Raw genomic sequence first — 15,185 nt, 5'->3', positions numbered from 1 at the left:
GTGCAGACCCGGTCGCCCTTCGAGACGTTACTGCGCGGGCCCCGCCCGAGCACCCGGATTCACCGGTCCGTAGCCAGATGTTTACATGCCAGCTCGCGAGGAATGCTCGACAATCAGCCGTTTCGTCCCCGAGGTGGACGCACTCAGGCGCTTCAGGCGGCCGCCCACGCCTCGATCTCGGGCACCAGGCCCGCGAGGTCGGGTGCGACCCAGTCGGCGGGCCCGCGACGCAGCCCGAACCGGTCGATGAGGCCCGTGCGGCAGCCGCGCTCGTACGCCGGTTCGAGGTCGTTGCGCCAGATGTCGCCGACCGACGCGATGCGGCCCGGCGCCGCCCCCTCGGCGAGGAGCTCGTCGAGGATCGACGCCATGCCGCCCGGCTTGCGCGCGTCGCCGACGACGGCGTCGAACGCGTCGGCCACCCGCATCCGCTCCAGCACCGCGTCGAGGCCGAGCGAGGGCGCGTTCGTGACGAGCACGACCCGGCCGCCGGCCGCGTGCACGGCGTCGGCCGCCCGGTGCAGCCCCGCCGCGGCGTGCATCGGCACCTCCCCGGCCGTCACCCGGGCCCGGCTGTCGTGGTACGCACGGCTGATGCGCTCGTCGTCGAGCGCGTACTCGCGACCCAGCACCTGCGCGAGCTGGTAGCCGTCGTCGACCTGGTGGGCGTCGTCGCGCCCCACCTCGACGAATCGCCGCACGCGGCTGCCGAGCTCGGGCGCCTCGGCCGATTCGGCGAGCGCGTCCGCGTACGCGAAGACGGGCTCGTCTCCCAGGGCGACCGTGCCGTCGAGGTCGAGCAGGAGGGTGGGGGCGTGGGGGGACGTCGATGTGCCTCTCATGGTGCGCTCAGCGTAGCGACACCCGGTGTCCGGGTGGTGCGGAGCCGCTCCCGCTACAATCGCGGCTGGCGCTCCGCGCCCCCATGCTCGCTCGAGCACTCCCCCGACCCGACCAGAGGAACCACGATCGCATGACCGCCCTGCGCTGGCTCGTCGACCTCATCCGCGGCGCCCTCATCGGCACCGTCGAGATCATCCCCGGCGTGTCCGGCGGCACCGTCGCGCTCATCACGGGCGTGTACGAGACGGTCATCACCTCGGCCGGGCACCTCGTGCGCGGGGTGGTCCTCGCCGTGACCGGCGTGGTGCGCCCCCAGGCCCGGCCGCGGGCGCGCGAGCACCTGCGCGAGGTGCGATGGGGCGTGCTGATCCCGCTCGGCATCGGCATGCTCGGCGCGATCGTGCTCGCCTCGGCGCTGCTCGCACCGACCATCGACGAGTACCCGGTGCAGACCCGCGCCGTCTTCGCGGGCCTCATCGTCGCGTCGCTCATCGTGCCGGCGCGCATGGTCGGGCGCTGGCGCACCCGGGAGCTCCTCCTGGCCGCGGTCGCCGCGGCGGGGGCGTTCGTGCTCACCGGCCTGCCCGCGGTCGACACCGATGACCCGTCGCTGCTGCTCGTGGCCGTGTCCGCCGCGTTCGCGGTCTGCGCACTCGTGCTGCCCGGCGTCTCCGGCTCGTTCGTGCTCGTCGTCATCGGCATCTACGCCCCCACGCTCGACGCGGTGAACGATCGCGACCTCGTCTACCTCGGCACGTTCGCGCTCGGCGCGATCGTCGGCCTCGCCGCCTTCGTCTCGACGCTGCAGTGGCTGCTCACCCACCACCGCGCCGCCACGCTCGCCGTCATGACGGGCCTGATGCTCGGATCGCTGCGCGCCCTCTGGCCCTGGCAGTCCGAGACCGGCGGGCTCGAGGCGCCGACCGGCGACGTGCTGCCGATCATCGGCCTCTTCCTCGCCGGCGCGGCCGCGGTGATCGCCATGATCGTCGCCGAGGGCGCGGTCGTGCGCCGTCGCGCGACGCAGCTCGACGTCGCCGACGACGAGCCCGTGCCGGCCGACGCGCGCGCCACCGCGGCCGCCTCCGACGCGCCCGCCTCCGACGTCGCCGAGGAGCCCGCTCCCCCGCGCGGCTGACCGCCCGGAGGCATCCGCTCGCCCACCCCGCCCCGCTGTGGGTCACTGTTCAGGAGCTCCTCCGGTGGCCGCGCAACACCTCGCCGCCCATGGCCCGGTGGCGGCGATTTCGGTGCACCGACTGGGGCGATGGCGCCACATTCCGCACCAGCCGCCCCGCCGTTCCTGAAAAGCGACCACCTCCACGGGGTGTCGTACGCTCGGAGCAGGAGGCCCTCGATGACCGAACGATCGTTCCACTCGAGCCACGCGGAGACCCTCGCAGTCAGCCTGGGCCGGCCGCGGCGCGACCCGGACGCCCCGCTCAACGAGCCGGTGCACCTCGCGTCGACCTTCGTCGCCGGTGGCGAGCGCGAGTACGGCCGCTACGGCAACCCGTCGTGGAGCGCGTTCGAGACGGTGCTCGGGGCGCTCGAGGGCGGCACCTGCGTGTCGTTCGCCTCCGGCATCTCCGCGATCGCGGCGGTGCTCGACCTGGTGCCCCACGGCGGCACCGTGGTCGTGCCGCGGCACTCCTACACCGGCACGATCGCCCAGCTGCGCGACCGCGAGTCCGACGGGCGCGTGCACCTGCAGCTCGTCGACGTGACCGACACGGCGGCGGTCGCCGAGGCCTGCGCCGGCACCGCGCTGCTCTGGTTCGAGTCGCCCACCAACCCGGCGCTCGAGCTCGCCGACATCCCCGCGCTCGTCGCCGCCGCCCGCGCCCACGGCGCGCTCGTCGCGATCGACAACACGTTCGCCACGCCGCTGCTGCAACAGCCGCTCGCGCTCGGCGCCGACCTCGCGGTGCACTCCGCGACCAAGTACCTCGCGGGGCACAGCGACGTGCTGATGGGCGCGGTCGTGGCGGCCGATCCGGCACTGGCCGAGCGCATCGCGGCCCGGCGCGGGCTCGGCGGCGCGATCCCGGCGCCGCTCGAGAGCTACCTCGCCCTGCGCGGGCTGCGCACCCTGCCCGTGCGCCTCGAGCGCGCCCAGGCGAACGCGCGCGAGCTGGCCGAGCGGCTCGACGGGCATCCGGCGCTCGACGAGGTGCGCTACCCGGGCTTCGGCGCGATCGTCTCGCTCGTCGTGCGCGGCGGTGCCGAGCGGGCCGACGCGTTCATCGACGCCGTGCAGCTGTGGATCCACGCGACCAGCCTCGGCGGCGTCGAGTCGACGCTCGAGCGTCGGCGGCGCTGGCCGAGCGAGGCGCCGACGATCCCCGACGGTCTCGTGCGCCTGTCGGTCGGGCTCGAGCACGTCGACGACCTCTACGACGACCTCGTGGCGGCGCTCGGCTGAGCGGCGCGGCGGCGTCGCCGGGCGAGCGGATGCCCCGGGCCGGCCGCCCCGCACGACCATCGCACGCCGCACCGACGCCCGCCGGGCGAGGCGAGCGGATGCCCCCGGCACCCGCCGCCGGGCATCAGCCGATGCGCGAGAGCAGCCAGTCCATCGCGTCGGGCACGGCGTCGAGCACCGAGACGTGCCCGTCGTCGGGGCGGAGCACCAGTTCGGCCCCCGGGATCGTCGCCGCGAGGTACTCGCCGTGCCCGAGCGGCACGACCCGGTCGAGGCCGCCCTGCACGACCAGCACGGGCGCGGCGATGTCGGCGGGGTCGAACCCCCACGGCATGGTGAACGCCACGTCGTCGTCGATGAGGCCGTCGGGCCCGAAGGCGTCGGACCGCCCCACGTCGGCGCCGAGCGCCGCCCAGGCGCCCTCGAGCGCCGCGTAGTCGGCGGCCACGAACTGGCTCGGGTCGAACTCGTCGACCTCGGCGAACGCCGCCCGCGCGGCGCGGCCCTCGGCCGCCGCGAGCAGCCCGCCCGGCGCCGCCATGCCGGCGGTCCAGTCGAACGCGTCGGTGCGGGGCGCGATGCCCGCGAGCGTGGCCACGCCGCGCACCAGGTCGGGTAGCAGCGCCGCCCCGGCGAGCGCGTGCGGCCCGCCGCCCGACGCCCCCATCGAGACGAGCGCCGACACGCCCAGTGCACCGGCCACGGCGGCGAGGTCGTCGGCCGCCGAGGCGACGTCGCGGCCGGGGTTCGCGGTCGAACCGCCGTAGCTCGGGCGCGCGTAGGAGATGACGCGGATGCCGCGTGCGCCCGCCGCCGCCAGCACGGGCTCGAGCGGTGCACCGGTCTGCGGGGACCCGTGGTGCCAGGCGAGCACGGTGCCGCCCGGGACATCCGGAGCGCTGTCGTAGGCGCGCAGCACGCGCCCGCCGGGCACGTGGACGTCGAGTGAGAAGACCATGCGGCGAGGCTAGTCCCGCCCGGCGACGTCCGTGCTCACGACGCGTGCCCCTCGAACAGGAGCACCGGCACGCGCAGCATCGGGCCGACGCGCACCGACGTGACCGCGTCGCCGACGAACCCGGCCGCGTCGAGCGCCGCGCGGGTGTCGCGATCGAGGTGGCAGCCGTGGTCGAACCGCACGGTCAGCGGCGTCGCCAGGCGCTGCACGGCGCGGTGCAGGGTGCCGGGCGGCGACGCCACGTGGTCGGCGAACACGACCCGCCCGCCCGGAACGAGCACGCGGCGCACCTCGGCGAGCGCCGCCGCCGGGTCGGTCACGCTGCACAGCATGTAGGTGCCGACGACCGCGTCGACGGAGGCGTCGGGCAGCGGGATCGACTCGCACACGGCGTCGAGCGGCGCGCGGTCGCGGTGGCCCCACTCCCGCGCGCGCGTCGCCAGCTCGGCGCGCCGGTCGGCGTCGGGTTCGAGGCCGATCCACTCGACCGACGGATCGAACGCGCCGAAGTTCTCGCCGTCGCCGGCGCCGACCTCCAGCACGCGACCACGCACGCGTCCGACCGCCGCGCGCACGAGGTCGTCGAGCGCGTCCTCGTCGACGAGCGGCGCCCGGTCGCGGGTGGCGGTTCCCATGCCCTCATGCGACCACGCGGCGGGTGCGGGGTCAAGCGGATGCCTCGGGGCCGGGGCCGCACGGCCCGACCCGGTCGGTCGGGGCGGGCCGAGCACCCCGGAAGGTCGGGCCGACGTGCACGGGTGCCGCGCGGCGCCGCGCGACGCGGCCCGTCAGGCCCGGGCCGCGTCCGCCGCCCGCGAGCGCTCGGCGAGCCACTCGTCGAACGCCGGCCCGGCGAGGTCGGCCCCGGAGCCCGGCAGCGCCTTCCCGGCGCGCATCGCGGCGAACTGCTTCCCGGGCATCCGCACCGGGACGACCGGTCCGCGCACGCCCTCCGCGCGTGCGTACGCGCGGGTCATCTCGTCGAGGCGCTCCTCGCGCGGCCCGGCCAGGTCGGCGACGCGGCCCGCGGGCGCGCCGGCGGCGAGTTCGGCGAGCCGGCGGCCGACGGCGCGCGCGGCGACCGGCTGCGTGCGCGCGACCGGCGCGAGGTGCAGCGGCCCCATCGACAGCGCGTGGAACATCTGCCCCGCGAACTCGTGCACCTACGTCGCGCGCAGGATCGTCCACGGCACGTCGCCCGCCTCGACCTCGCGCTCCTGGGCGAGCTTGCCCGCGTAGTAGCCGAACGGCGCGCGGTCGACGCCGACGATCGAGAGCAGCACGTGGTGGGCGACGCCGGCCTCGCGCTCGGCGGCGAGCAAGGTGCGCGAGGTGGTGGTGAAGAACTCGGTCGCGCCCGCGGCGCTGAGCGTCGTGGCGTTCACCGCGTCGACCAGCGCGTCGACGCCGTCGAGCGCGGCCACGAGGCCCTCCCCCGTCTGCACGTCCACGCCGTTCGACCGCGACAGCACCACGACCTCGTCGCCGCGCTCGCCCACGGCCGCGACCACCTCCGACCCGATGGTGCCGGTTCCGCCGGCGACTGCGATGCGCATGCTGCTCCTCCTCATGTCACGGGGCGGCTCCCGCCCTCATCATGTGCGACGACGCAGCCGCGCCGAACGTGAGGTCCGCGCCGTGCGGCTCACGATCGGGGGCGCTGCGTCGTCGGAGGAGGTGAGGTCGCGCGCCCGCGCGCGCGGTGGGACAGTGGAGGCGAGGACATGGTGATGGAGACGACACCGGGCGACCCGGCGGCGGGCGCGGGGCGGGGTCCCGGGGCATCCGCCGACCCCCTCGACGCTGCGGCGATCGACGCCGAGCGGGCGGGGCTGATGCGCCTGGCGTACCGCATGCTCGGCACGGTCGCCGACGCCGAGGACGCCGTGCAGGAGACCTACGCGCGGTGGTACCGGATGCCCGAGGCGGACCGCGCCGCGATCGCCAACCCGGCCGCGTGGCTGACGCGCGCGGCGAGCCGGGTCTGCCTCGACCAGCTCGGCTCGGCCCGCGCACGGCGCGAGCGGTACGTCGGCGAGTGGCTGCCCGAGCCGCTGCCGGGCGACTCGGGGCTCGGCACGCCCGCCGCGCCCGATCCGCTCGACCGGGTCAGTCTCGACGACTCGGTGAGCACCGCGCTGCTGGTGGTGCTCGAGTCGCTCACCCCGGCCGAGCGCGTGGCGTTCGTGCTGCACGACGTGTTCGCGCTGCCCTTCGCAGAGATCGCCGAGATCGTCGGCCGCTCCCCCGAGGCGTGCCGTCAGCTCGCGTCGTCGGCGCGCCGGCACGTGCGCGAACGTCGCGACGGCACGGCCACGCGGGAGCACCACGACCGGGTCGTGCAGGCGTTCCTGGCGGCCGCCGGAACGGGCGACCTGACGACGCTGACGGCGGTGCTCGACCCCGACGTCGTGCTGCGGGCGGACGGCGGCGGCGTGGCATCCGCTGCCCGACGCCCCGTGGTCGGCGCCGACCGGGTGGCGCGCTACCTGCTGGGGCTCGCGGAGAAGCGCGCCGACGAGGGGCTCGTCTCCACGCTGCGCGAGAGCCCCGACGGGCTCGTGGTGCTCGTCACGGTCGGCGAAGCGGTCGACAGCGTCATCACGAGCCGCGTGGCCGACGGCCGCATCACCGACCTCTGGATCATGCGCAACCCGGAGAAGCTGCGCCTCTGGCACGGCTGAGCGGATGCCTCCGGGCGGCGCTCGCCACCGGGCATCCGCTCGCCGGCCCGCGACACCGCCCGGCCCGCCCGGCTCAGGGCACGCGCACCACGACCGCCCCGCGCTTGCGCCCGGTGTCGACGTACCGGTGCGCCTCGACGATGTCGTCGAGGTCGTAGGTGCGGTCGATCACGGGCCGGATCGCCCCGGTGCCGGCGAGCTCGATGAACCGGCCGAAGTTCTCGGACGTGATCGGGTCGCCGGTCTGGGTGACCAGGCCGCCGCTGCGCCTCGAGTCGCGGCGCGCCCGGAGCATGCCGGCCAGGTCGCTGATCACGAGCAGCAGCGCCCCGCCGGGTGCGAGGACGCCGGCGACTCGCGGGTACTGCGCGTTGCCGACGCACTCGACGATCACGTCCCAGGTCTCGCCGAGGGCGGTGAAGTCCTCGGCCTCGTAGTCGACGACGCGCCAGGCGCCGAGCGACCGGACGAGCTCGGCGTTGCGGCCGCTCGTCACGCCCGTGACCTCGGCGCCGAGGTGCGCCGCGAGTTGCACCGCCATGGTGCCGACGGCGCCGGATGCCCCGTTGACCAGCACGCGCGTGCCCGGCCCGATCTCGACCCGGCCGAAGAAGGAGACGGCCGTCGACCCGCCGAACGCGAGCGCGACGGCCTCCTCGAACGACAGCGTCGCGGGCTTGGGCACGATCGTGCCGGCCTCGCGCACGGCGACGTACTCGGCGTGGCCACCGAACCGCGATCCGCGCATCACGACCACCTCGTCGCCGGGGGCGAAGCGCGAGACGCCGGCCCCGACCGCCTCCACCGTGCCCGCGGCGTCCATGCCGAGGATGCGGTTGCGCGGACGGAACACGCCGAGGGTGAGTGCCACGAGCGGCCAGAGCCCGCGCGGCACGTCGCGACCGCGCACGCGGTGGTCGGCGACGCTCACGGTCGTCGCGTGCACGCGCACGAGCACCTCGTCGGGCGCCGGCACGGGCTTCGGCACGCGTGCGATGCGCACCACCTCGGGCGGCCCGTAGCTGCGGTACTCGGCCGCCCGCATGGTCTCGGTCGACTGCTCGGTCGTGCTGGTCATGTCGGGCTCCCTGGTCACCTTACGCTGTACGCCTTACACCGTAAGTTAGTGGTGGACGCGGCCGATGTCCACCCTCGGCCGTACGCTGTACGGGAGGGAGGGCACGTGACGTCGACCGCCGATCAGCGCACTGCGCGCCGCACGCCGCTCACCCGCGCGCGCGTGCTGGGCGAGGCGCTCGCGCTCGCGGACGCATCCGGCCTCGATGCCGTCACCATGCGCCGCCTCGCCGAGCGCCTCGGGGTGGAGCCCATGTCGCTCTACCACCACGTGCCCAACAAGGACGCCCTGCTCGACGGACTCATCGCGCTCGTGTTCGACGAGGTCGACGCCGAGACCGGCGGGCACGAGGTGCCCGATGTCGACCCGGACTGGAAGGCGTCGCTGCGCACGCGCATCCTGGCCGCGCGGCGGGTCATGCTGCGGCACCCGTGGGCCCCCGGCCTCATGCAGTCGCGCGTGTTCCCCGGAGCGGCGATGGCGGGGCACGCCGACGCGGTCGTCGGCACCCTGCGGTCGGGCGGGTTCTCGTACGACCTCATCCACCACGCGATGCACGCGCTCGGCAGTCGCATGTTCGGGTTCAGCCAGGAGCTCGTCACCGATGACGGCGATGCCGAGGAGGCGGCCGCGATGGCCGCACGCACCCCGCACCTCGTGGCGATGCTCGCCGAGGTCGCGCACGACGACCCCGACTCGACGATCGGCTGGTGCGACGACGCGACCGAGTTCGGGTTCGCGCTCGACCTGCTGCTCGACGGCCTCGAGTCGCTGTCCCGCCGCGAGGGCTGAGCCGGCCCCGGCCGCGAGGCGTCAGATCTTGATCGGGAACGTCGTGAGGATCACGATGCCGACCACCGCGACCACCAGCGCCATGCCCAGCAGCCCCCACGCCGCCTTCGGCGAGATGTCGCGCTGGGCCATGGCCGACAGGAACAGGACGAGGGCGAAGAGCACCGTGAGCAGCGAGTAGTCGTCGCCGCGCTGGTTGTTGTCGAGCGCCTCCTGGAACTTCTGGTCGGCGCGCTCGCCGAACTCCGCCGCCTCCACGGTGCCCGGCGGCACGTAGGAGTCGAGTGCGAACGGACCGCTCTCCTCGCGACCGCCCGCGTTCCACTCCTCGAACGCCACGGCGAAGTGCGGAGTGAACCGCGCCTCGATGTACTCGGTGAGCGCGTCGTCGCCGTTGGCGACCGACTCGACGTACGACGCCCAGATCACGAGGTCGAACATGCGCGCGTCGCGGGCCTCGCCCTCGAAGTTCGTCGACTGGATGCGTGCGGAGGACGCCTGGCTGAATGCGATGGACATCTCGCCGCCCCACTTCGACGCCTCGAAGCCGCACCAGGCCGTCAGCACGGCGGTGATCGAGAGCACGAACACCGCGATGATGTCGATGAGCGTGCGGTGTCGCTTGCCCTTCTTCTTCTTGCCGGGCTTCTTCGGCACGCGACCGTCGTCGGCCGGCGAGTCGCGCGTCTCGGCGGAGGACTGCGGTTCGGCCATGACTCCCCTGTTCGCGGACGTCGGGCGCGCCCCTGGGGGAATCATGGCGCGAGTCGATGCCGCGCTGCAAGCACGGCGCGCGGGTCAGGGCTCGGACGTCGCGATGTCGGCCGCCAGGTCGGGCCGGCGAGGCACGAAGACGCGCGTGAGGCCGTCGGACGGCACCGTGAAGCTGGCCGCCTTCCCGCCCTTCCGCTCGTAGTACACGCGGCGCCCCGCGCCGATCGCGCGCACCCGCGTCACGGGGAACGCGTCGCCGTACCGGTTCACCACGATGTCGCCGGCGCGGAGCTCCCGGCCGGGGATGTACGTCGTGGCTTCCATGCCTCCATGCTGCAGGCACCCACCGACATTCCCCCGGTCACGGGCTACATCGCCTCGGTGCCGTCGGAGAGTCTCGTCGAGAGCATGCCGAACACGTTACCGTCGGGATCGAGCAGGTAGCCGAGCCGGCCGAGGCCCGGCATGTCCTCCGCCGCAAGCGCCACGGTGCCGCCGAGCTCGACTCCGGTCGCCATCAGCGCATCGATCTCGTCGACCGCGACCACGAGGTTCGCGCCCTTCACGGTCGCGCCCGCCTCCGGCGCCGGGCCCTCGCGCCGCAGGAGGCCTCCATTGACCCCGTGGCCGGCGGCGCCCTCGCTCGGCCGGATCGACTCCTCTCCGGTGTCGATGCTCCAGTACTCCAGGTCGCCGTACTGCGTGAACGTCCACCCGAGCAGCCGCGAGTAGAAGTCGATGAGCTCCGCCGGCTCGCTCGCGTGGATCTCGAAGTGCACCACCAGGTTCGACACGGTCGCTCCCTTCTCGCCGTGGGCCAAGGCTACGCGCGCCGGGTTGAGCGGGCCAGACCCGGGCCGCGCCGGCCGCGCCCGGCCGGGTCCGGGCACGCCCGGGCACGCCCCGGCCCGCGGTCGATTACCCGAGCGGCGCCGCTTCGCGAGATGCTCGACGCATGAGCGCATCGCCCAACGATCCCGCCGGCGACGACCGGCCGGGGGATCCGGCGACGCCCGGCGGACGGGCGACACCCGGCGGCCGCGCGGCCGTGGCCGTCGCCCTCGTGCCGGGCCTGGCGCTCGCGCTGGCGATCGCGGCGGTCGCCACGGTCGTCGGCTCGCTCGTACCGATCGTCGGCACGGCACTGCCGGCGATCGCGATCGGCCTCGCGATCGCGCTCGTGCGTCGACCGGGCGCACGCCTGCAGCCCGGCATCCGCTTCACCGGCAGTCGCGTGCTGCAACTCTCGGTGGTGCTGCTCGGCACGCAGCTGTCGCTCGGGGAGATCGTCGACGTGGGCGTCGGGTCGCTGCCGATCATGCTCGTCACGCTCGCCGCGTGCCTCGGCGCGGCGTGGCTCGTGGGGCGCGCACTCGGCGTCGTCGGCGACCTGCGCACGCTGATCGGCGTCGGCACCGGCATCTGCGGGGCATCCGCCATCGCCGCCGTCGCCCCCGTCATCGGGGCCGCGAGCGCCGACATCGCCTACGCGGTGTCGACGATCTTCCTGTTCAACATGCTCGCGGTCGCGGTCTTCCCGCTCGTCGGCCATGCGCTGGGCCTGGACCAGCAGGCCTTCGCGCTGTTCGCCGGCACCGCCGTGAACGACACCTCGTCGGTGGTCGCGACGGCCGCCGTGTACGGCACGGTCGCCCTGCACGGGGCCGTGGTGGTCAAGCTCGTGCGCACCCTCATGATCGTGCCGATCACGGTCGGGCTGGCCGTGCACGTGCGGCGCCGGGCGCGACGGTCCGCCGACGGCGACGCGCACCCCCCGCTGAGCTTCGGGCGGGCCGTGCGACTCGTGCCGTGGTTCCTCGTCGGATTCCTGGCGATGTCGGGCGTCGCGTCGCTGGGTCTGATCCCGGATGCCGCCGGCACGGCGCTCGGCCACGTCGCGACGTTCCTCATCACCACCGCGATGGCCGCGATCGGGCTCTCGACCGACGTGCGCGCACTGCGCGCGACGGGCCCGAAGCCGCTGGTGCTCGGGGGCATCCTGTCGGCCGTGGTCGCCGTGACCAGCCTCGTGGTGATCCTCGCGACCGGCGCGGGCTGAGCGTCGCGAGCGCGGGCGCGGGCGGTCGTCAGGCGCGCGTCGCGGCGAACCGCGTCATCGCGTAGACCGCCCAGTGCACGCGGGCGTGCAGCACCGCCCCGTAGCAGAGCCAGCACACACTGCCCACGACCGGAGCGGCCGCCTGCAGGAGCAGGGCGCGGTGCCGCGTCGTGCGGGTCACGTAGGGGCAGACGGCGGCGTGCGCGAGCGCGACGAGGGTGACGGCCGCTGCGGCCAGCGCGATGAGGATCGCGATGGTGGCGTCGATCACGGGCGGTCCTCCCGTCGGGATGCGTGTGCTCCAGCATCCGCCCGGCGTGTTTCGCGCCGGTGACGGGCGCCGACCGGTCTCGTGAATCCCGAGCGCACGCCCGCGCAGCCGTCGCTGCTCAGGAGCGCCGGCCATGCCCGCCGCACACCTGACGGTCCGGGGCGGCTTCGGCGGTGGATCCTGCGGGGTCGGGGGCGATCACCGCACATGCTGCGGCCGAGCCGGCGGCAGGCCGCCCCGCTTCCTGAAAAGCGCAGACCCCGGCGGGCGATTTGACACGGGAGGCCGTTCTCGCTGCAATATATTGCATGTTGCTGAGTCCCCCGGCTGGCGAGCGCCCGAGCTCACTGCGCGACTACGCCTACCGCGAGCTGCGCGACGCGATCGTCAGCGGCGCCCTCGCACCCGGCGCGCGGCTGCGCGACCCCGAGCTCGAGCAGTGGCTGGGCGTCAGCCGCACGCCGATCAGGGAGGCGATCGCCCGGCTCGAACTGGCAGGCCTGGTGCAGACCCGCCGCGCCAAGGCGACCACCGTCGCCCCGCTCGACGTGCGCACCGCGCTCGCCGCGCAGCGCATCGCCGCGTCGCTGCACGAGCTGGCCGTGCGCGAGGCGGTCCCGCAGCTCACCGCCGCCGACCTCGACGCGATGCGCGAGGCCAACGCGCGCTTCGCCGCCGCCCTCGATGCCGACGACGTCGACGCGGCCGTGCGCGCCGACGACGACTTCCACGACGTCGCGGTGCGCGCCGGGGCGAACCCGCTGCTTCCGGCGATGCTCGAGCAGGTCGCTCCGCTGCTGCGCCGCCTCGAGCGCGCCCGGTTCTCCTCGCTCGCCGGCCGCGGCTCGGTCGCCGACCACGACCGCATCATCGCGCTCTGCGCGGCGGGCGCCGCGGACGAGGCGGGCGTCGCCGCCCGCGAGAACTGGGAGACGCTCGGCCGCATGCTCCGCCTCGACGACCCTTCCGTCGACGACGCGGCCGGCCACGAGACGCCCGCAGACGCGCCCCCCGCCGACCCGGCCCCCGCCGACCCGGGCGCCCACCAGGGCGCACCGGCGCCGGCGCGGTGAGCCGCACGTCGACCACCCGGCACGACGCCCGCACGAGGCATCCGCACGAGGCATCCGCACCACCCACCCGACGGCCCCCAGCGGCCACCCGAAGGAGCACCGCCATGGCACTCGCCGACTTCCCCCGCCACCGGCTCACGTTCGGTCCGAGCCCGATCCACCCCGTCGACCGCCTGAGCGCCCACCTCGGCGGCGCCCGCATCTGGATGAAGCGTGAGGACGTCTCGAGCGGCCTCGCCTACGGCGGCAACAAGGTGCGCAAGCTCGAGTACCTCGTGCCCGACGCGCTCGCCCAGGGCGCCGACACGCTCGTCTCGATCGGCGGCGTGCAGTCGAACCACACCCGGCAGGTCGCGGCGGTCGCCGCCCACCTCGGCATGAAGGCCGTGCTCGTGCAGGAGCACTGGGTCGACTGGCCCGACTCCGTCAACGACCGGGTCGGCAACATCATGCTGTCCCGCCTCATGGGCGCCGACGTGCGCCTCTCCCCCGCGGGCTTCGGCATCGGCTTCAAGGACTCGTGGCGCGAGGCCATCGCCGACGTCGAGGCGGTGGGCGGTACGCCGTACGCGATCCCCGCGGGGGCATCCGACCACCGCCTCGGCGGGCTCGGCTTCGCGAACTGGGCGCACGAGGTCGCGGCGCAGGAGCAGGAGCTCGGCGTCTTCTTCGACACGATCGTGGTGTGCTCGGTCACCGGGTCGACGCACGCCGGCATGATCGCCGGGTTCGCCGACCTCGAGCACAACTTCGGCGGTCCGCGCCGGCGCGTGCTCGGCATCGACGCGTCGGCGAAGCTCGCCGAGACGCGCGACCAGGTCGGGCGCATCGCGCGCAGCACGGCCGAGCTGATCGGCGTGGGCCGCGACCTGCGCGACGACGAGGTCACCGTGCTCGACGGCTGGGCGGGCGAGTACTACGGCATCCCGGTCGAGTCGACGGATGCCGCGATGCACCTCGTCGGCTCGCTCGAGGGCGTGATCCTCGACCCCGTCTACGAGGGCAAGTCGATGGCCGGGCTCATCGACCTGGTGCGCGACGGCGACATCCCGGCCGGCTCGAACGTGCTCTACGCCCACCTCGGCGGGCAGCCCGCGCTGAACGCGTACAGCGGCCGCTACCACTGATCCGCAGAGACGGGAGCGCCCCGGCGGACGAGGTCCACCGGGGCGCTCCGTGCAGCGGTTCGGCCTAGAAGTCGAAGTCGCCGATGTTGTCCGCGTCGAACACGTACGGGTCGCCGAGCAGCACGGTGGCGTCCGCGCCGACCTCGTACGAGCCGAGCGTGCCGGCGTCGAAGGTGTCGCCCTCTGCACCGGTGATCTCACCGGTGATCAGCGCGGCGGTCGCGTACGCGGCCAGGTAGCCCAGGTCGGCCGGGTTCCACAGCGCGAACGCGGTGACCGTGCCGTCCTCGACGTACTCGCGCATCTGGTTCGGCGTGCCGAGACCGGTCAGCGCGACCTCGCCCTTGTACTCCGAGGTCTGCAGGTACCGGGCCGCAGCCGCGATGCCGACCGTGGTCGGCGACACGATGCCCTTCAGGTCCGGGTAGGTCTGCAGCAGCGCAGCGGTCTTGTCGAACGAGGTCTGGTCGTCGTCGTCACCGTAGGCGATCTCCACGAGCTCCACGTTCGGGTGGTTCGCCTCGAGCTCGGCCTGCATCATCTCGATCCACGCGTTCTGGTTCGTCGCGTTGGCCGACGCCGACAGCACCGCGATCTGCCCCTCGTCACCGATCTGCTCGGTGATCAGGTCGACCTGCACCTGGGCGATGCCCTCGGCGGTCGCCTGGTTGATGAACAGGTCACGGCACTCCGGGTTGGTGTCCGAGTCGAAGGTCACGACCTTGACACCGACACTGCGCGCCTCGTCGAGCGCGTCGCAGATCGCCTCCGGGTCGTTCGCCGACACGATCAGGCCGCCCACGCCCTGCTGCGCAGCGGTCTGGATGTACTGCACCTGCGACGTCGGCGACGCCTCCGACGGGCCGACCTCCTCGAACGTGCCGCCGATCTCGGAGACCGCCTCCTCGGCACCCCCGGTCGAGGTGTCGAAGTACGGGTTGCCCAGGTTCTTCGGCAGCATCGTGATCGACACGTCCGAAGCGTCGCCGCCGTCCGACGAGCCGCCATCCGACGAACCGTCCGACGAGCAGCCCGTGAGCACGAGCGCGGTGGTCGCGGCGATCGCCGCGAGGCCGACGCCGAAGCGCTTCCTCTGCAGAGTGAACATCATTGTTTCCTTCCTTGGTGCGTTACTTGCTGGTCGGTGATGCGAAGGGGCCG

At 74.3% G+C, this 15,185-nt stretch carries 18 protein-coding genes; 7 read left to right on the top strand and 11 right to left on the bottom strand.

Features of this window, described 5'->3' with window-relative positions:
- Positions 1-152: 152 nt before the first annotated feature.
- On the bottom strand, positions 153-842 hold the full coding sequence (locus tag ABZK10_RS09335) for an HAD family hydrolase (RefSeq protein ID WP_353808916.1): 690 nt from the start codon (positions 840-842) through the stop codon (positions 153-155).
- 131 nt (positions 843-973) lie between these two features.
- Between ABZK10_RS09335 and ABZK10_RS09330 the strand changes: the two genes are divergently transcribed.
- On the top strand, positions 974-1,981 hold the full coding sequence (locus ABZK10_RS09330; RefSeq protein ID WP_353808915.1) for a DUF368 domain-containing protein: 1,008 nt from the start codon (positions 974-976) through the stop codon (positions 1,979-1,981).
- Positions 1,982-2,200: 219 nt separating this feature from the next.
- Positions 2,201-3,268, top strand: coding sequence for a trans-sulfuration enzyme family protein (locus ABZK10_RS09325; protein ID WP_353808914.1), 1,068 nt, complete (start codon positions 2,201-2,203; stop codon positions 3,266-3,268).
- Positions 3,269-3,392: 124 nt separating this feature from the next.
- Here ABZK10_RS09325 and ABZK10_RS09320 read toward each other — a convergent pair whose 3' ends face one another.
- The 4 genes from ABZK10_RS09320 to ABZK10_RS09305 all read right to left on the bottom strand — a co-directional run bounded on the left by ABZK10_RS09320 (position 3,393) and on the right by ABZK10_RS09305 (position 5,782).
- A complete protein-coding gene (locus tag ABZK10_RS09320) occupies positions 3,393-4,226 on the bottom strand; it encodes an alpha/beta fold hydrolase (RefSeq protein WP_353808913.1) in 834 nt (277 codons plus the stop codon).
- A gap of 35 nt (positions 4,227-4,261) precedes the next feature.
- Positions 4,262-4,861 carry a class I SAM-dependent methyltransferase gene (locus ABZK10_RS09315; protein ID WP_353808912.1) on the bottom strand — a complete coding sequence of 200 codons (600 nt, stop codon included), beginning with the start codon at positions 4,859-4,861 and terminating at the stop codon, positions 4,262-4,264.
- 153 nt (positions 4,862-5,014) lie between these two features.
- Complete coding sequence (locus tag ABZK10_RS09310; protein ID WP_353808911.1) at positions 5,015-5,389, bottom strand: SDR family oxidoreductase; 375 nt, start codon at positions 5,387-5,389, stop codon at positions 5,015-5,017.
- Entirely contained in the window at positions 5,390-5,782 is a 393-nt protein-coding gene (locus ABZK10_RS09305; RefSeq protein ID WP_353808910.1) for an SDR family oxidoreductase, read from the bottom strand.
- 174 nt (positions 5,783-5,956) lie between these two features.
- Here ABZK10_RS09305 and sigJ point away from each other — a divergent pair, with 174 nt between their 5' ends.
- Positions 5,957-6,910 (top strand): RNA polymerase sigma factor SigJ, encoded by a 954-nt coding sequence (gene sigJ / locus ABZK10_RS09300; RefSeq protein ID WP_353808909.1) that lies wholly within the window; start codon positions 5,957-5,959, stop codon positions 6,908-6,910.
- A gap of 73 nt (positions 6,911-6,983) precedes the next feature.
- Here the strand turns inward: sigJ and ABZK10_RS09295 are convergent, their stop codons facing one another.
- Positions 6,984-7,988: an NAD(P)-dependent alcohol dehydrogenase gene (locus ABZK10_RS09295; RefSeq protein ID WP_353808908.1), complete on the bottom strand. Its 1,005-nt coding sequence runs from the start codon at positions 7,986-7,988 to the stop codon at positions 6,984-6,986.
- 105 nt (positions 7,989-8,093) lie between these two features.
- On the opposite strand from ABZK10_RS09295, the gene ABZK10_RS09290 reads away from it, so the two are divergent.
- Positions 8,094-8,780: a TetR/AcrR family transcriptional regulator gene (locus ABZK10_RS09290; protein WP_353808907.1), complete on the top strand. Its 687-nt coding sequence runs from the start codon at positions 8,094-8,096 to the stop codon at positions 8,778-8,780.
- Between the two features lie 21 nt (positions 8,781-8,801).
- Here the strand turns inward: ABZK10_RS09290 and ABZK10_RS09285 are convergent, their stop codons facing one another.
- From ABZK10_RS09285 to ABZK10_RS09275, 3 genes are all read right to left on the bottom strand, one after another.
- Positions 8,802-9,494 carry a hypothetical protein gene (locus ABZK10_RS09285; protein ID WP_353808906.1) on the bottom strand — a complete coding sequence of 231 codons (693 nt, stop codon included), beginning with the start codon at positions 9,492-9,494 and terminating at the stop codon, positions 8,802-8,804.
- Between the two features lie 84 nt (positions 9,495-9,578).
- Positions 9,579-9,818, bottom strand: coding sequence for a hypothetical protein (locus ABZK10_RS09280; protein WP_353808905.1), 240 nt, complete (start codon positions 9,816-9,818; stop codon positions 9,579-9,581).
- Between the two features lie 44 nt (positions 9,819-9,862).
- Positions 9,863-10,288, bottom strand: coding sequence for a VOC family protein (locus tag ABZK10_RS09275; protein WP_353808904.1), 426 nt, complete (start codon positions 10,286-10,288; stop codon positions 9,863-9,865).
- Between the two features lie 161 nt (positions 10,289-10,449).
- On the opposite strand from ABZK10_RS09275, the gene ABZK10_RS09270 reads away from it, so the two are divergent.
- Positions 10,450-11,553 carry a YeiH family protein gene (locus tag ABZK10_RS09270; protein ID WP_353808903.1) on the top strand — a complete coding sequence of 368 codons (1,104 nt, stop codon included), beginning with the start codon at positions 10,450-10,452 and terminating at the stop codon, positions 11,551-11,553.
- A gap of 28 nt (positions 11,554-11,581) precedes the next feature.
- On the opposite strand, the gene ABZK10_RS09265 is transcribed toward ABZK10_RS09270, so the two are convergent.
- Positions 11,582-11,824, bottom strand: coding sequence for a hypothetical protein (locus tag ABZK10_RS09265; RefSeq protein ID WP_353808902.1), 243 nt, complete (start codon positions 11,822-11,824; stop codon positions 11,582-11,584).
- Between the two features lie 308 nt (positions 11,825-12,132).
- On the opposite strand from ABZK10_RS09265, the gene ABZK10_RS09260 reads away from it, so the two are divergent.
- A complete protein-coding gene (locus ABZK10_RS09260; protein ID WP_353808901.1) occupies positions 12,133-12,897 on the top strand; it encodes a GntR family transcriptional regulator in 765 nt (254 codons plus the stop codon).
- Positions 12,898-13,001: 104 nt separating this feature from the next.
- The gene (locus tag ABZK10_RS09255) at positions 13,002-14,024 is read left to right on the top strand and encodes a 1-aminocyclopropane-1-carboxylate deaminase (RefSeq protein WP_353808900.1); all 1,023 of its coding nucleotides are present in this window, start codon (positions 13,002-13,004) and stop codon (positions 14,022-14,024) included.
- A 64-nt stretch (positions 14,025-14,088) separates the two neighbouring features.
- On the opposite strand, the gene rhaS is transcribed toward ABZK10_RS09255, so the two are convergent.
- Positions 14,089-15,132, bottom strand: coding sequence for a rhamnose ABC transporter substrate-binding protein (rhaS, locus tag ABZK10_RS09250; RefSeq protein ID WP_353808899.1), 1,044 nt, complete (start codon positions 15,130-15,132; stop codon positions 14,089-14,091).
- Positions 15,133-15,185: the final 53 nt, after the last annotated feature.

Source organism: Agromyces sp. SYSU T00194 (assembly GCF_040496035.1).
In the GTDB taxonomy this organism is placed as follows: Bacteria; Actinomycetota; Actinomycetes; order Actinomycetales; family Microbacteriaceae; genus Agromyces; species Agromyces chitinivorans.
The sequence above is the reverse complement of the archived record's forward strand: the minus strand, read 5'-3'. Positions and strand labels throughout refer to the sequence as shown.

Coding starts and splice junctions, on each gene's coding strand:
- ABZK10_RS09335 (WP_353808916.1), bottom strand. CDS start 842: ATGAGAGGCACATCGACGTCCCCCCACGCCCCCACCCTCCTGCTCGAC.
- ABZK10_RS09330 (WP_353808915.1), top strand. CDS start 974: ATGACCGCCCTGCGCTGGCTCGTCGACCTCATCCGCGGCGCCCTCATC.
- ABZK10_RS09325 (WP_353808914.1), top strand. CDS start 2,201: ATGACCGAACGATCGTTCCACTCGAGCCACGCGGAGACCCTCGCAGTC.
- ABZK10_RS09320 (WP_353808913.1), bottom strand. CDS start 4,226: ATGGTCTTCTCACTCGACGTCCACGTGCCCGGCGGGCGCGTGCTGCGC.
- ABZK10_RS09315 (WP_353808912.1), bottom strand. CDS start 4,861: ATGGGAACCGCCACCCGCGACCGGGCGCCGCTCGTCGACGAGGACGCG.
- ABZK10_RS09305 (WP_353808910.1), bottom strand. CDS start 5,782: ATGCGCATCGCAGTCGCCGGCGGAACCGGCACCATCGGGTCGGAGGTG.
- sigJ (WP_353808909.1), top strand. CDS start 5,957: ATGGAGACGACACCGGGCGACCCGGCGGCGGGCGCGGGGCGGGGTCCC.
- ABZK10_RS09295 (WP_353808908.1), bottom strand. CDS start 7,988: ATGACCAGCACGACCGAGCAGTCGACCGAGACCATGCGGGCGGCCGAG.
- ABZK10_RS09285 (WP_353808906.1), bottom strand. CDS start 9,494: ATGGCCGAACCGCAGTCCTCCGCCGAGACGCGCGACTCGCCGGCCGAC.
- ABZK10_RS09280 (WP_353808905.1), bottom strand. CDS start 9,818: ATGGAAGCCACGACGTACATCCCCGGCCGGGAGCTCCGCGCCGGCGAC.
- ABZK10_RS09270 (WP_353808903.1), top strand. CDS start 10,450: ATGAGCGCATCGCCCAACGATCCCGCCGGCGACGACCGGCCGGGGGAT.
- ABZK10_RS09260 (WP_353808901.1), top strand. CDS start 12,133: ATGTTGCTGAGTCCCCCGGCTGGCGAGCGCCCGAGCTCACTGCGCGAC.
- ABZK10_RS09255 (WP_353808900.1), top strand. CDS start 13,002: ATGGCACTCGCCGACTTCCCCCGCCACCGGCTCACGTTCGGTCCGAGC.
- rhaS (WP_353808899.1), bottom strand. CDS start 15,132: ATGTTCACTCTGCAGAGGAAGCGCTTCGGCGTCGGCCTCGCGGCGATC.